The 15043-nt window shown below is 68.4% G+C and carries 12 protein-coding genes; 5 read left to right on the top strand and 7 right to left on the bottom strand.

Annotated features, from left to right (window positions below; genetic code table 11):
* Positions 1-116: 116 nt before the first annotated feature.
* The 5 genes from BXA03_RS02810 to xth all read left to right on the top strand — a co-directional run bounded on the left by BXA03_RS02810 (position 117) and on the right by xth (position 7293).
* Positions 117-2885 carry a DUF4118 domain-containing protein gene (locus BXA03_RS02810; RefSeq protein WP_076503629.1) on the top strand — a complete coding sequence of 923 codons (2769 nt, stop codon included), beginning with the start codon at positions 117-119 and terminating at the stop codon, positions 2883-2885.
* An 11-nt stretch (positions 2886-2896) separates the two neighbouring features.
* Positions 2897-3634 (top strand): two-component system response regulator KdpE, encoded by a 738-nt coding sequence (gene kdpE / locus BXA03_RS02805; RefSeq protein ID WP_076503628.1) that lies wholly within the window; start codon positions 2897-2899, stop codon positions 3632-3634.
* A gap of 178 nt (positions 3635-3812) precedes the next feature.
* Entirely contained in the window at positions 3813-5219 is a 1407-nt protein-coding gene (gene nhaA, locus BXA03_RS02800; protein WP_076503694.1) for a Na+/H+ antiporter NhaA, read from the top strand.
* Positions 5216-5827 carry a DNA-3-methyladenine glycosylase I gene (locus BXA03_RS02795; protein ID WP_076503627.1) on the top strand — a complete coding sequence of 204 codons (612 nt, stop codon included), beginning with the start codon at positions 5216-5218 and terminating at the stop codon, positions 5825-5827. The genes nhaA and BXA03_RS02795 overlap by 4 nt, the downstream gene beginning before the upstream one ends.
* 686 nt (positions 5828-6513) lie before the next feature.
* On the top strand, positions 6514-7293 hold the full coding sequence (gene xth, locus BXA03_RS02790; RefSeq protein WP_076503626.1) for an exodeoxyribonuclease III: 780 nt from the start codon (positions 6514-6516) through the stop codon (positions 7291-7293).
* A gap of 58 nt (positions 7294-7351) precedes the next feature.
* On the opposite strand, the gene ntrC is transcribed toward xth, so the two are convergent.
* From ntrC to BXA03_RS02755, 7 genes are all read right to left on the bottom strand, one after another.
* Positions 7352-8941, bottom strand: a complete 1590-nt coding sequence (gene ntrC / locus BXA03_RS02785) for a nitrogen regulation protein NR(I) (protein WP_076503625.1) — start codon at positions 8939-8941, stop codon at positions 7352-7354.
* A 24-nt stretch (positions 8942-8965) separates the two neighbouring features.
* A complete protein-coding gene (gene glnL / locus BXA03_RS02780; RefSeq protein ID WP_076503624.1) occupies positions 8966-10042 on the bottom strand; it encodes a nitrogen regulation protein NR(II) in 1077 nt (358 codons plus the stop codon).
* Entirely contained in the window at positions 10042-10539 is a 498-nt protein-coding gene (locus BXA03_RS02775; protein ID WP_076503623.1) for a hypothetical protein, read from the bottom strand. Before BXA03_RS02775 ends, glnL begins: the two co-directional genes overlap by 1 nt.
* A gap of 167 nt (positions 10540-10706) precedes the next feature.
* Positions 10707-12122: a type I glutamate--ammonia ligase gene (glnA, locus tag BXA03_RS02770; RefSeq protein WP_076503622.1), complete on the bottom strand. Its 1416-nt coding sequence runs from the start codon at positions 12120-12122 to the stop codon at positions 10707-10709.
* Positions 12123-12277: 155 nt separating this feature from the next.
* Complete coding sequence (locus BXA03_RS02765; RefSeq protein ID WP_076503621.1) at positions 12278-13090, bottom strand: competence/damage-inducible protein A; 813 nt, start codon at positions 13088-13090, stop codon at positions 12278-12280.
* A complete protein-coding gene (locus BXA03_RS02760) occupies positions 13087-13977 on the bottom strand; it encodes an EI24 domain-containing protein (RefSeq protein ID WP_076503620.1) in 891 nt (296 codons plus the stop codon). The genes BXA03_RS02765 and BXA03_RS02760 overlap by 4 nt, the downstream gene beginning before the upstream one ends.
* A 60-nt stretch (positions 13978-14037) precedes the next feature.
* Positions 14038-15021, bottom strand: coding sequence for a sterol desaturase family protein (locus BXA03_RS02755; RefSeq protein ID WP_076503619.1), 984 nt, complete (start codon positions 15019-15021; stop codon positions 14038-14040).
* Positions 15022-15043 lie beyond the last annotated feature (22 nt).

Raw genomic sequence — 15043 nt, 5'->3', positions numbered from 1 at the left:
CGTGCTGCCCGCCGGCACCTTCACGTACAGCGAATCGCCCAACAAGGCCCGCTTCATCGCCACGCTGACCAAGACCTTCTGAGGTCTGGCCAGCCCGCTGCTAACCTGCCGCCCCGATGACCGAGCGCGAACGCCCCGACCCCGATGCTCTGCTGGCCCAGATGCAGGCCGAGGACGGGCGCGCCCGCCGGGGCCGGCTGCGCATCTACTTCGGCGCCAATGCCGGGGTGGGCAAGACCTGGTCCATGCTCAGTGCGGCCCAGCGCGAGCGCGCCGCGGGCCGCGATGTGGTGGTGGGCGTGGTCGAGACCCACGGCCGCGCCGAGACTGCCGCCCTGGTCCACGGTCTGGAGCAGTTGCCGCTGCGCGAGACACCCCACCGCGGCCATGTGCTGCGCGAGTTCGACCTCGACGCCGCCCTGGCCCGTCGCCCGCAGCTGCTGCTGGTGGACGAACTGGCCCACAGCAACGCCCCCGGCTCCCGCCATGGCAAGCGCTGGCAGGACGTGCAGGAACTGCTGGAAACCGGCATCGAGGTCTGGACGGCCCTCAACGTGCAGCACCTGGAAAGCCTCAACGGCACCGTCGGCGCCATCACCGGCATCCGCGTGCACGAGACGGTGCCCGACGGCGTGCTGGACGAGGCCGACGAGGTGGTGCTGGTCGATGCCACGCCCGACGAGCTGCTGGCCCGCATGGCCGCCGGCAAGGTCTATGTGCCGCAGCAGGCGCGGCAGGCGCAGCAGAACTTCTTCCGCAAGGGCAACCTGATCGCCCTGCGCGAGATCGCCCTGCGCCGCACCGCCGAGCACGTGGAGGACGACGTGCGCGGCTGGCGCGTGGAGCAGTCGGGCACCCGCGCCGATGGCCAGACGCCGCCGGCCTGGAATACCTCGGGCGCGCTGCTGGCCGCCATCGGCCCCGGCGCGGCCGCGGCCCACACGGTGCGCGTGGCGGCACGCATGGCCGGGCAGCTCAATGTGCGCTGGCATGCGGCCTATGTGGAGACGGCGCGGCTCGCCCGCCTGCCCGCGGCCCGGCGCGATCAGGTGCTGGCGGCCCTGCACCTCGCCGAGGAACTGGGCGCCGAGACCGCCGTGCTCACCGACGAGGACGTGGCCGGCGCGCTGGCGGCGCAGGCCCGGCGCCTCAACTGCGCCACGCTGATCCTGGGCCCCGCCGCCGGCAGCACCGATGCGCCCGCCTGGGACCGCTGGCTGGCCCGCGTCCGCCGCCCGCTGGCCGAACGCCTGGGCCGCCGCGCGCCCGACCTGGACCTGGTCTGCGTGGGCCGCACCGACAGTGCGCGCCGCCTGGCCCGCTCGCCCGCGAACCTGCGCCATGCCAGCACCGAGGATGAGCCCGCCCGTGCCGCCGGGCCATGGAAGGGCATGGCCTGCGCGCTGGCCGTCTGCGTGGGCGTGACGCTGCTGGCCACGCCGCTGTCGGGCGTGCTGGAGCTGTCGAACATCGTCATGCTCTACCTGCTGGGCGTGGTGGGCGTGGCCTGGCGCTTCGGCCGCACACCGGCGGCCTTCGGCGCGCTGCTCAACGTGCTGGCCTTCGACTTCTTCTTCGTGCAGCCGACCTTCTCCTTCGCGGTGAGCGACGTGCAGTACGTGCTGACCTTCGCCGTCATGCTGGGCGTGGGTCTGCTGGTGGGCCAGCTCACGGCGGGGCTGCGCTTCCAGGCCGCCGTGTCGGCCAGCCGGGCGCTGCGCACGCAGTCGCTGTTCGAGCTCACGCGCGACCTGTCGGCCGCGCTGGAACGCACGCAGGTGGCGGACATCGGCGCCGCCGCCGTGCAGCGGCATTTCGGCGGTGAGGCGCTGGTGCTGACCGCCGACGCACAGGACCGGCTGCAGCCGCCCGCCGCTGCACCCACCGGCTTCGACATGAGCGTGGCCGACTGGGCCTGGCAGCATGGCCAGAGCGCTGGCCTGGGCACCGGTACGCTGTCGGCACAGCCCTGGCACTACGTGGCGCTCAAGGCACCGATGCGCGTGCGCGGCGTACTGGCCCTTCGGCCGGCCGAGCCGCGCTGGCTGCTGGTGCCCGAGCAGGCCCAGCAACTGGAGACCCTGGCCCGCCAGATCGCCATCGCCGTGGAGCGGGTGCACTACGTGGAGGTCGCGCAGCAGGCGGTGGTGGACATCGAGTCCGAACGCCTGCGCAACGCACTCCTGGGCGCGCTCTCGCACGACGTGCGCACGCCGCTCACGGCGCTGATCGCGCTGGCCGAATCGCTGCAGCGCCTGCCCGGCGCCGATGCCTCGCCCGCCATCGGCGAGGCCACGCAGGCCATCGTGGCGCAGGCCCGGGCGCTCAGCGCGCTGGTCAACAACCTGCTGGACATGGCCCGGCTCGAAAGCGGGGCGGGCGGCGGGGCGGTGAGCCTGCGGCGCGACTGGCAATCGGTGGAGGAAGCCGTGGGCGGCGCCATCCGCGCCACGCGCTCCGTACTGCCCGCGGGTGCCGTTCGCACGTCCCTGCCCGCCGACTTGCCGCTGGTCGAATTCGACGCCGTGCTGCTCGAGCGCGTGCTGGTCAACCTGCTGGAGAACGCGGCCCGCTATGGCGCACCGCCGGTCACGATCTCGGCGCGCGCACTGCCCCAGACACTGCAGCTCACGGTGCGCGACCATGGCCCTGGCCTGCCCGCATCGCTGCAGGGCCAGCCGGACGCGCTCTTCGAGAAGTTCACCCGCGGCCATGCCGAATCGGCAACGCCCGGCGTGGGCCTGGGCCTGGCCATCTGCAAGGCCATCGTGCAGGCCCATGGCGGACAGATCCATGCGGCCGACGCGGTGCCGGACGAAGCGGGCGGCGGCGCAGAATTCACCGTCGTGCTGCCGCGGCGCAAACCGCCTTCCGCGCCCGCCTGAACCCTTCCGCCATGCCCGTCGCCGCCCCAACGCCTTCCACCCCGAGCCCCACCGCCGTCGTCATCGAGGACGAGCCGCAGATCCGCCGCTTCGTGCGCGGCGCGCTGGAGGCCGAGGGCTGGCAGGTTCACGAGGCCGGCGACCTGCGCGAGGGCCTGGCCATGGCGGGCACCCGCCAGCCCGACCTGCTGGTGCTGGACCTGGGCCTGCCCGATGGCGATGGCGTCACGCTGATCCGTGACGTGCGGGGCTGGTCGGTCGTGCCGATCATCGTGCTCTCGGCCCGCAGCGACGAGGCCGACAAGATCGCCGCGCTGGACGCCGGTGCCGACGACTACCTCACCAAGCCCTTCGGCACCGGCGAGCTGCTGGCGCGCGTGCGGGCCAACCTGCGGCGGCCCCGCGCGGTGGGCGAGACGCCGGCCGATCCCGTGTTCCGCTTCGGCGAGGGCGAAGGTGCGGTCGAGGTCGACCGCTTGGCGCGCCAGGTGCGCCGCGACGGGCAATTGCTGCACCTCACGCCCACCGAATACCGCCTGCTGTGCACGCTGATCGCCAATGCCGGCCGCGTGCTGACCCATCGCCAGCTGCTGCGTGAGGTCTGGGGCCCATCGCATGCCGAACAGAGCCACTACCTGCGCGTCTACATGGGCCATCTGCGGCAGAAGCTGGAGCTGGACCCGCCCCAGCCGCGGCACCTGTTGACGGAGACGGGCGTGGGCTACCGGCTGGTTCTGCAGGCAGGCTGAACGGCACTGCCGCCCGGACGTCGTGGGACGGGCCGCACATGCCATGGCGGCCTGTGCGCTCACGAACGCGCCCATAGCCGGGCTATCATCGTGGGCTTGGGTGCGAGGCGCAGACGGGCGCCACGCAGGAATCGCGAAGGTCGGGCCGCCTCGCGGATTGCTCCTGGAGATCCGTCCCATGCATCGGACCGTCACCCCACACGCCCTTCCGCGCGCGCAGCGCATCGCCCAACGCGCCTTCGCGGCCGTCGAACGCTTCCTCCACATCGAAGCCGTCAGCGGCATCGTGCTGCTGGCCGCCGCCGCCTTCGCCCTGCTGTGGGCCAACTCGGCATGGCGGGACAGCTACGACGCGCTATGGCACCTGCCCGTGGGCCTGACCGTCGGCGCCTGGTCCGCGGCGCCCTCCCTGCACTTCTGGATCAACGACGGCCTGATGACGCTGTTCTTCCTGGTCGTCGGCATGGAGATCCGCCGTGAGATCCACGAAGGCGCGCTCTCCAACCTGCGGCAGGCGCTGCTGCCCATCGGCGCCGCGCTCGGCGGCGTGGCCGTTCCGGCGCTGGTGTACCTGGCGCTCAACCACGACCCCGTGCGGCAATCCGGCTGGGCCGTGCCCACGGCCACCGACATCGCTTTCGCCGTCGGCGTGCTCGCGCTGCTGGGGCGCGGCATTCCGGGCAATGTGCGCGTCTTCCTGCTGGCCCTGGCCATCATCGACGACGTGATCGCGGTGCTGATCATCGCCCTCTTCTACTCGGGCGGACTGGCGCCGGCCGGCTTCGCGGTGGCGGCCGTCGGCGTGCTGATGGTGCTGGGCCTGCAGCGCATCGGTGCCGGCTCGGCCTGGGCGTACGTGCTGCCCGGCGCGGTGCTGTGGGGCGGCATCCTGATGACCGGCGCGCACCCGACCCTGGCGGGCGTGGTGCTCGGCCTGATGACGCCCGTGCTCCCCGGCCGTCTGGGCCTGCCGGCCCAGGAGCTGATCGACGAGGCGGCCACGCACCTGCGCAGCGCGGCACAGGACGCACGCGTGGGCGCCGCCCCGGCCGCGCTGCTGCATCCGCGGCGCCAGCTGCTGCTGGCCCAGCGCGAGCTGGTGCCGCCGGTCTCGCGTGTGCAGATGGCGCTGCATCCGTGGGTCGCCTTCGGCGTGATGCCGATCTTCGCGCTGGCCAACGCCGGTGTGCACCTGGGCGGTGGCGGCGGCGATGCCGGCGCAGCGGTCTGGGTGATGGCGGGCGTGATGGTGGCCCTGGTGGCAGGCAAGCCGCTGGGCATCGTCGGCGCGAGCTGGCTCATGGTGCGAAGCGGCCTGTGCCGGCTGCCGCCCGGCGTCGACTGGGGCGGCATCTGGCTCGTGGGCCTGTTGGCCGGCATCGGCTTCACCATGTCCATCTTCATCGCCATGCTGGCCTTCGCGGACCCGGCCTTGCTGGCAGCGGCCAAGCTGGGCGTGCTGGCAGCTTCATTGGTGGCAGCGGTTCTGGGTCTGGGCTGGGGTGCGGTGTATCGTGGCCGCGCGCCGCGGGTTGACGCCGTGCCGCGCGATGTCTCCCACCCAGCCGTGGCCGACCGCCCATGATGACCACCCTGCCCGGCCCCGACGGCCACGAACGCTGCCGCTGGTGCGCCGCCACGCCGCAGTACTGCGCCTACCACGACGACGAGTGGGGCTACCCCGTGGCCGACGACCGGCGCCTCTTCGAGAAGCTGTGCCTGGAAGGCTTCCAGTCCGGCCTGAGCTGGCTGACCATCCTGAACAAGCGCGAGAACTTCCGCGCCGCCTTCCATGGCTTTGACATCGAGAAGGTGGCGGCCTTCGGCGAGTCGGATGTCGAGCGGCTGCTACAGGAGACGGGCATCGTGCGCCACCGCGGCAAGATTGAGGCGGCCATCCACAACGCCCGTTGCGCGCAGGAACTCATTGCCCGCGAAGGCTCTTTGGCCGCCTATGTGTGGCGGCACGAGGAGCCGGCCGACCGCGGCGATGGCGTGACGGTGCGCGCCACCTCGCCGGCCTCGGTCGCCATGTCCAAGGACCTGAAGAAGCGCGGATGGAAGTTTGTCGGCCCGACCACGGTGTATGCCTTCATGCAGGCGATGGGACTGGTCAACGACCACGCGGCGGGCTGCGCCTTCCGCGAGAAGGCAGTGCAGGCACGGGCGCGTTTTCAGCCTCCGGTCTGCTGAATTGCGCCACGCAGCCATTGCTGCAGCCTTGCCGCGTGCCCGCGGACCCCTGGCCTCCTTCCTGCGGTGTGCTGGCTGGCGCCCCGAACGGAGACTGGCCGGCTCGAGCATTGCCACCCCGAATTCGATGAGGGAAGCGCATCCAAAAACGAAGACTTTGGTTTACACGGTCTGTGTCGCCGCTACACAATTGCGACAGTACGTAAGGAGAGCAACAGAATGGACTGCAGATCGGAATCCGGTGCCCGCGGCGAAGACTGGAAACCTTCTTGCCCCTCGTCTGGCGCAGATGCGGTGGACGTACGCCCGCTTTTCCAGACTCAGCTCTCCGAGGGGGCGAAGCGCAGATATCTGCTGAAGCTGCGCAACGCCGCATTCGAGCGGTTGCGTGATCCGCCCGACCGCCAGCGACAGAGCTGACCGAACCGCAGCAGGAGCGCTGCTGCTGCGCTTTCCGCTGACTCGGCGGCGGGCAGCAGCGTGCAGTGGACGCCGCGGCGCGGGCAGCACGATCGTTCCGGCAGCCATCCGCACCGCCACCTCATGGCCATGCGGACAGGCGCGCGTGGTCCCGGTGACAATCCGGCTCTCGCCCCACGGCCCCGACCTCAGCGTCTGCCGCGTCTGCGCGCCTCACCTGCGAGCCGATCTCCTCTTCCTCACCGCGCCCGTGACGCGCCCCCGCCATGCGAATCGCCACCTGGAACGTCAACTCCCTCACCGCCCGTCTTCAGCATGTGCTGGACTGGCTGATCGCCAATCCGGTCGACCTGCTGTGTCTCCAGGAACTGAAGATGACCGAAGACAAATTCCCGCTCGAGGTGTTGCGATCTGCCGGTTACGAGGCGGCGGTCTTCGGCCAGAAGACCTACAACGGCGTCGCCTTGCTGAGCCTGGGCCCGCTCAAGGATGTGCACCGCAACATCGGCGGGTTCGAAGACGAGCATTCGCGCGTGATCGCCGCAACGGTGGACACGCCCGCCGGACCGCTGCGGGTCGTCAACGGCTATTTCGTCAACGGCCAGGCACCCGGCTCCGACAAGTTCGCCTACAAGATGCGCTGGCTCGACGCGCTGCGGGACTGGCTGCGCGCCGAGATGGCCACGCATCCACGCCTGGTGCTGCTGGGCGACTTCAACATCACCCCGGAGGATCGGGACAGCTTCGACCCTGTGGGCCTGAAGGAAACCATCCATCACACGACCGAGGAGCGTCAGCACTTCCAGGCACTGCTCGATCTGGGTCTGGTGGACAGCTTCCGCCTGTTCGAGCAGCCCGAGAAGAGCTTCTCCTGGTGGGACTACCGCATGCTGGGTTACCAGAAGAACCGCGGCCTGCGCATCGACCACATCCTTGTGAGTCGACCGGTGGCGCCGGATGTGCGCTCGTGCACCATCGACCGCGTGCCGCGGAAATGGGAAAAGCCCAGCGACCACGCGCCCGTGGTGCTGGAACTGGCCGACTGAGCCAAGGGCAGCCCAGCGCGCGGCGGTCCGGGGACCGCCTCGCGCAGGCGCCTGGAGATCAGGCGTCGTCCTGATCCAGCCCGAGTTCGGCGATCTTCCTCGTGATGGTGTTGCGGCCGATGCCGAGCTTTTGCGCGGCCTCGATCCGTCGACCGCGTGTGAAGGACAGCGCGGTGAGGATCAGGTGCGACTCGAAGCGTCGCGACAGCGCGTCCCACACGTCCGGCTGACCTGCCGCCAGCATGGCCTGGGCTTCGGCGTCCAGTCCCTGCTCCCAGCCGGCCATGGGCACAGCGGCCCCGCCCGGTGCGGGCACCGCGGCCGGCACCGGTGCGGTGGCAGCCACGGGCATGGTGCCAGCCACGACGGCTGCCGGTGCCGGTGCCGGCTCGAAGTGGGCCGTCTCCGTCGCAAAGGCGGATGTTACGACACCCCCTGACGCAGGGGCGGCGGCGCTGGGCACCGACTCCAGCGGCGCGTTCGAGAGCACCTCCGGCGGCAGATCCTTGGGCTCGATCAGCTGGGCCGGCGCCATCACCGTGAGCCAGTGGCAGATGTTCTCCAACTGCCGCACGTTGCCCGGGAAGTTGAAGGCGGACAGCTGCGACAGGGCCGCATCGGAAATGCGCTTGGGCTCCACGCCCAGTTGCTTTGCACTCTGCTGCAGGAAGTGGCGTGTCAGCGAAGGCACGTCCTCCTTGCGTTCACGCAGGGCCGGTAACCGAAGCCGGATGACGTTGAGGCGGTGGAACAGATCCTCGCGAAACACGCCCTGCTTGACCCGTTGCTCCAGGTCCTGGTGCGTGGCAGCGATCACGCGCACATTGGCCTTGACCGCGTTGTGCCCGCCGACCCGGTAGAAGTGCCCGTCCGACAGCACGCGCAGCAGGCGCGTCTGCAGGTCGAAGGGCATGTCGCCGATTTCGTCGAGGAAGAGCGTGCCGCCGTCGGCCTGCTCGAAGCGGCCGCGGCGCATGGTCTGAGCGCCGGTGAAGGCCCCGCGCTCATGGCCGAAGAGCTCGCTCTCCAGCAGGTCCTTGGGAATGGCCGCGGTGTTGATCGCCACGAAGGGCCCGTTGGACCGCGGCGAATGCTTGTGCAGCGCGCGTGCCACCAGTTCCTTGCCTGAGCCGGACTCACCCGTGATGAGCACGGTCACATTGCTCTGCGACAGGCGGCCGATGGCGCGGAACACGTCCTGCATCGCAGGCGCCTGCCCCAGCATCTCGGGGGTGGCCTGCATGCGCTCCTCGGCCACCTCCTCGCGCTGGCTCTCGTCCACCGCGCGGCGGATGAGTTCGACTGCACGTGGCAGGTCGAAGGGCTTGGGCAGGTACTCGAAGGCACCGCCCTGGAAGGCCGACACGGCGCTGTCCAGGTCGGAGAAGGCGGTCATGATGATGACCGGCAGGCCTGGATGCTTCTGCTTGATCTTGTCCAGCAGGTCCAGGCCGGACCCACCCGGCATGCGGATGTCGCTGACCAGCACCTGCGGGCCCTGCATCTCGTCGTCGTTGGCCGCCTCGAGGGCGGCCAGGACTTCGCGGGTATTGGTGAAGCTGCGCGTGGGCAGGTCCTCTCGCAACAGCGCCTTTTCAAGCACGAAGCGTATCGATTGGTCGTCGTCCACTATCCAGATCGGCTTCATGCAGCTCCTTGTTGTCCTTTCCTGCTACGGCAGCGGTATCAATATCGTGAAGTCGGTACGGCCGGGCACGCTGTCGCATTCGATGACCCCATGGTGCTGTTGCACGAAGGTCTGCGCCAGTGTCAGGCCCAATCCAGTTCCGCCTTCACGGCCCGAGACGAGCGGATAGAAGATGCGGTCCTTGATCGAGTCCGGGACACCCGGGCCGTTGTCGATCACATGCAATTCCAGTGCCAGTCGCCACCACTGTTTGTTGAGAATGACCTGACGAGCGATCCGCGTCCGGAAAGTGATCCGTGCATCGCCGGCAGAACGGCGCTCCGCCAGCGCTTGAGCCGCGTTGTGCGCGATGTTGAGCGTGGCCTGGATCAGTTGCTCGCGGTCGCCGCGGAACTCCGGAATGGAAGGATCGAAGTCGCGCTCGACCTCCAGGTCATGCGGAAACTCCGCCAGCAGCACCGAGCGCACACGCTCGCAGACTTCGTGGATATTCACGTCGCCCACCACATGCGGGCGGCGATGCGGCGCCAGCAGGCGGTCGACCAGCGATTGCAGGCGGTCGGCCTCATGGATGATGACCTGGGTGTACTCGATGAGATCGCGTGATTCGATCTCCATCTGCAGCAACTGGGCGGCCCCGCGGATGCCGCCCAGCGGGTTCTTGATCTCGTGCGCAAGGTTGCGGATCAGTTCCTTGTTCGCCTGCGCCTGGTCGAGCAGGCGCACCTCGCGGTCCTGCCGCACCTGCTGCTCCTGGGGAGACATCTCGAGCAGCAATTCGGCCTTGCGGTCGGTCTGTGCCAGCGTGACCAGCACGGGCAGCGGCTCCTGTGTGCCGCGACGCAACTGCGCCTCGTAGCGCAGGGTTGCGAAGTCGTTGCTGCGCGCACCCTCGATGGCAGTGCGCAGGGTCCCGGCGTCAATGAAGAAATTGGCGAGCGCCGCCCCTTCGAGGGTCCGGCGCGAGGTACCCAGCGCGTCCTCCAGCGCCGAGTTGGCGAAGACGATGGTGCCGTCATGACGCAGCACCACCACCAGCGTGGCGAGCAGATCGAAGGCCTGGAAGCGCTTGCTGGCGCGCGCGACCGTACCGAAGGCCATCAGCGCTGCGCCGGCAGGCGCTCCAGTTCGCGGCGCAGGCTGGCCAGGTCGGCTTCGTTGCGCGCGATCTCGGCCTTCATTTCCGCGACGCGATCCAGGTACTTCTGGTAATTGCGGGCCTCGCTGCCCTGCTTCTCGGGCTCGCCATTGTTGTAGTCCTTCAGCAATTCGGACTGGCGTGTCTCCAACCGGCGCAGTTCGCCTTCGAGCACGCGGCGCGCATCGCTGTCACGGACCCTCTGTTCTGGCGAATCGACGCGCGGGCCCGTACCAGCGGGCCGCGTCGGCGTGGCCGCGGACGCTGCGGTAGCGCCCGCGGGCCGTGTGCCTTGGACCACCGTCACATTCCCGCCCTCGACCACCTTGCAGCCCCGCCGCTGCGCGTCGGCGGCGTTGTTGGTGTATTCGTTCCCACAGCGCCAGATACGCTCCTGCGCCTGCGCGCCGAGGGAACAGGTCAGGCCAAGCAACAGGACAACAGGGAGGTAGGTTTTCATCTTCGGGACGGTGCAGAGAGAGGGCTTCCTACAGGGAGGCCGAGAGAGCGCTACATTGTCTTGCAATTGGAAGACAGCGCCGAACGGCGGTTCCCGCCTCAACGAAAAAGGACGGCCGAGGCCGTCCTTTGCATGCGATGCACCGGGGCGCCAGGCGCCCCATGCCATCACAGCGAGTAGTACATGTCGAACTCGACCGGGTGCGGCGCCATGCGGAAGCGCGTGACTTCGCCCATCTTCAGGTCGATGTAGGCGTCGATCATCGAGTCGGTGAACACGCCACCCTTGGTCAGGAAGGCACGGTCCTTGTCGAGGTAGTCGAGAGCCTGGTCGAGGCTGTGGCACACGGTGGGGACCAGCGCGTCCTCTTCGGGCGGCAGATGGTACAGGTCCTTCGTGGCAGCTTCGCCGGGATGGATCTTGTTCTCGATGCCGTCCAGACCGGCCATCAGCAGGGCCGAGAAGCACAGGTAGGGGTTGGCCGAGGGATCGGGGAAGCGCGCTTCGATGCGGCGGCCCTTCGGGTTGGCAACGAAGGGGATGCGGATCGAGGCCGAACGGTTCTTGGCCGAGTAGGCCAGCTTCACCGGGGCTTCGAAGCCGGGGACCAGGCGCTTGTAGCTGTTGGTGCCGGGGTTGGTGATGGCGTTCAAGGCGCGGGCATGCTTGATGATGCCGCCGATGTAGTACAGGGCGGTATCAGACAGGCCAGCGTAGCCGTCACCGGCGAACAGGTTCTTGCCGTCCTTCCAGATCGACTGGTGCACGTGCATGCCGGAGCCGTTGTCGCCAGCGTAGGGCTTGGGCATGAAGGTGGCGGTCTTGCCGTAGGTGTTGGCCACGTTCCAGACCACGTACTTCAGGACCTGCGTCCAGTCGGCGCGCTCGACCAGGGTCGAGAACTTGGTGCCGATTTCGTTCTGGCCAGCGCCGGCGACTTCGTGGTGGAACACTTCGACCGGGATGCCCAGGCTTTCCAGCACCAGGACCATCTCGGCGCGCATGTCCTGCGTGCTGTCGACGGGAGGCACGGGGAAGTAGCCGCCCTTGGTCGTGGGACGGTGGCCGCGGTTGCCGCCTTCCAGCTTGGCGCCGCTGTTCCAGGGCGCTTCGTATTCGTCGATCTCGCTGAACACGCGGCCGGGCTCGTTGCTCCAGCGAACGCTGTCGAAGATGAAGAACTCCGGCTCGGGACCGAAGTAGGCGGTGTCGCCCAGACCGGTGGACTTCAGGTAGGCCTCGGCCTTCTTGGCCACCGAGCGCGGGTCACGGTCGTAGGGCTTGCCGTCTGCCGGCTCCAGCACGTCGCACTGCAGGAACAGCGTGGTCTCTTCGTAGAAGGGATCGATGTTGGCCGTGCTCGGGTCGGGCATCAACTGCATGTCGGAAGCTTCGATACCCTTCCAGCCCGCGATCGAGGAGCCGTCAAAGGCATGACCCGCGGTGAACTTGTCTTCGTCGAAGGCCGAAACGGGCACGGTGACGTGCTGTTCCTTGCCGCGGGTGTCGGTGAATCGGAAGTCGACGAACTTGACCTCGTTTTCCTTGACGAGTTTCATGACGTCGGCGACGGTCTTTGCCATCAGTTTCTCCTGGGGGAATGGGAAGGGTTGACGAAAGTAGCGCTTGCAACGAACGCAGGTTCTATGCCATTTTCAACTGTGTCCGCGGCGTTGATCGCGTGAGATTGTTCACGCACCAAGACGACCAATCATGCACTATTACAGTGCGAAGCAGTTCATCGCACCAACTCGGGGCCAATGGACGCACCGAAATCAGAAACGCCTTGTTTAAGGCGTGCATAGGCCGCCTCAAGCTGGCGCACATCGCCTTTCACGCCCAGCTCGATGTGCCGCCCGTACTGCGGATGGTCGACGCTGGGCAGGCTGAACACCTTGATGCCGGGGAAGTCGGTTTCGACCGCCTCCATGAGCGGGGTGAGGCTGGCCTCCATTGCACCGAAAACGATCAGTGAGCGCTCGGCGACGGCCAGTTCACGGTGCAGAGGCGCATAGCGCTGGTCCAGCACCCATTCGACCATGGGCCACGCCATGACCGGGAAACCGGGCACAAAGTGGACGTCCCTGACGCTGAAGCCAGGGATCTTGTTGTACGGGTTCGGAATGATCGACGCGCCCTCGGGGAACACGCCCATGTTGAGCCGATGGACGTTGTCCGCACGGTCGGGTTCATAGGGCGTGCCCTGCTCCCGGGCCGTGTCCCGCATGCGCTCACGGATCAGTTCGGCGGCTTGCGGGTGCAGAGCGAGGGGCACGCCCAGTGCCGCCGCCGCGCATTGACGGGTGTGGTCGTCGGGCGTCGCGCCGATGCCCCCGGTGGAGAAGACGATGTCCGGACCCGCGAATGCACGGCGCAGCGCCTCGGTGATGCGCGCCGGCTCGTCACCGACGTATTCGGCCCAGGACAGAGAGAGGCCGCGCGAAGCCAGCAACTCGATGATGCGCGACATGTGCTTGTCGGCACGCTTGCCCGAGAGGATCTCGTCGCCGACGATGATCAGGCCAAAGGCCCGGCTTTCAGTGGAGCTCATGCTGAAGGAGAAGTGAGGGAAGGCGGTGGTGGCACTGCCGCACCCGGGGCAGGCGCCACCAGCGGAAGGGCCTCGGATGGCGCAGGCGAAGCGGACTCCTGCCGCAGTTGCGCGAGCGCGTCGAGCGCGTAATGGGCGAACCAGAGCGCCGAAAAGGCAAACACCAGCGTGTAGATCCAGATCGCGATGGGGATCAGCACAAAGAACGCCGCCGCGAACGCGAGGCCCGAGGCCCAGACGATGCTCGGGGCCGCGCCCAGATAGCCGCAGAGGATGCCGATGCTCAGCAGCCGCAGGCGATGACGGCGCATGACGATCCGCCGTTCCGCGGCGCTGGCATGCTCGGCCAGGGCATCGAAGCTCATCACCTGGCAGGTGAGCCAGCCCCAGATCAGAGGCGGCAACACGAGCACGAGCGGCGGCACGAGCCACAGTGGCACCGATACCAGCAACGCGAGGACAGCCGCGACCGTCAGCGCCAAAGAGCGCACGATGCTGGTCACCAGGCCTGCCCCACGCTTCTTCTCCAGGGCCGGAAAGCGCCGCTGTGCCACCATGCGCGTCAGCGCGGGCGACATGAAGGCAGCCACCACGATCAGCGACACCATCGCCAGCACGGGGGTCACGGCCAGCAGCACGATCAATGGCGCGAGCAGGTTGCGCACGTCGCCCACGAAGAGCTTCTGCAGCCAGTCCCAAAGACCGGCGAGCAGCGGCCAGGCGTCCAGCGCGCCGTGCGTCCAGGCCACCGCCGCGTCCCAGTAGAAGTAGGCCAGCCCCACCGAGGCGGCCATCATCAGAGCCAGCGGCAGGAGCGACAGAAGGATGACCCGCGGACGCAGGCAGTAGGCGGCCGCGCGCCAGCAGGAATCAGCGAGAAGACGCATCGGCGCGCAGCATAACCGCAGCCTGTCGGCCCTTTGTGCGGCTCGGCGTCCGGAGCACGCTCAGGCGCGACCCACCAACCGCCGCAACCCGAGCCACTGCTGCGACCAGAAGCCGCGGCCGTAGTCGCGCACCCGCCCCGCGGCGTCAGGCTCCACTTGGTCGCGGACCCCCGTGGGCAGGTAGCGGAGGTCGAAATTGGACGTGCCCAGCAATATGTCCCACCACGGCAGCAGGACACCAAAGTTGCAGCCGCCCAGGACGCCCGGCCGGCCTACCTCCTCATGCCCCACACCGATGGCATGGTGCAGCCGGTGGAAGCGCGGGCTGACCCACAGCCGCTCGCCGACGCGGCCAAAGTGCATGCGCAGATTGGCATGCTGGAGGCTCTGGCTGAGCTGGGTGAGGGCGACCAGCACGATGAACTGGCCCGGAGGAACACCGATCAGCTGCGCAACCACGACGACGATCGTGCTATGGACGATGTCGTCCAGCAGATGATTGCGCGCATCGCTCCACATCGTCATCTGCCGCTGCGAGTGATGCAGGGAGTGCAGCCGCCACCACCAGTCGATGGTGTGCTGGCCGCGGTGGATCAGGTACTCGACGAAGTCCAGCACCACCAGGTAGAGCAGGAAGGTGATCCATGGCCGGTCGGTCACGCCGGGCCACAGGGCATCGAGCTGCATCGTGCCCCAGCCTGCCGCGCGCACATGGCCGAGCGCCAGGTCGAACAACGGCTGCAGCAGAAAGAAGATGCCGACTCGGAACAGTCCCAGGCGGTGGACCAGCGTATAGATCACATCCACGCGCACAGCGCGGCGGTCCTCGATGGGCTCGACCGGTCGCCAGCGCTGCAGCGGGCCAAGGATCGCCACCATGACGGCGATCTCGATCAGACCCACCAGCAGCCACCCGGTCGCATCGAAGCCGTCCTCGAGCAGGTTGCCCATGCCGGCCGCAAACATCAGGGGCTGCACCACCGCTTCGAACAGCCATTGCTGCGTCAGGCCGAACGGGTCGGTCAGCCAGGCATGCCAGTCCATCGAAAAGCCTCCGTCTTTGCCC

Source organism: Pseudacidovorax sp. RU35E (assembly GCF_900156165.1).
In the GTDB taxonomy this organism is placed as follows: domain Bacteria; phylum Pseudomonadota; class Gammaproteobacteria; order Burkholderiales; family Burkholderiaceae_C; genus Xenophilus.
Note: the sequence above shows the minus strand (reverse complement) of the source record. Positions and strands in the feature narration are given on the sequence as shown.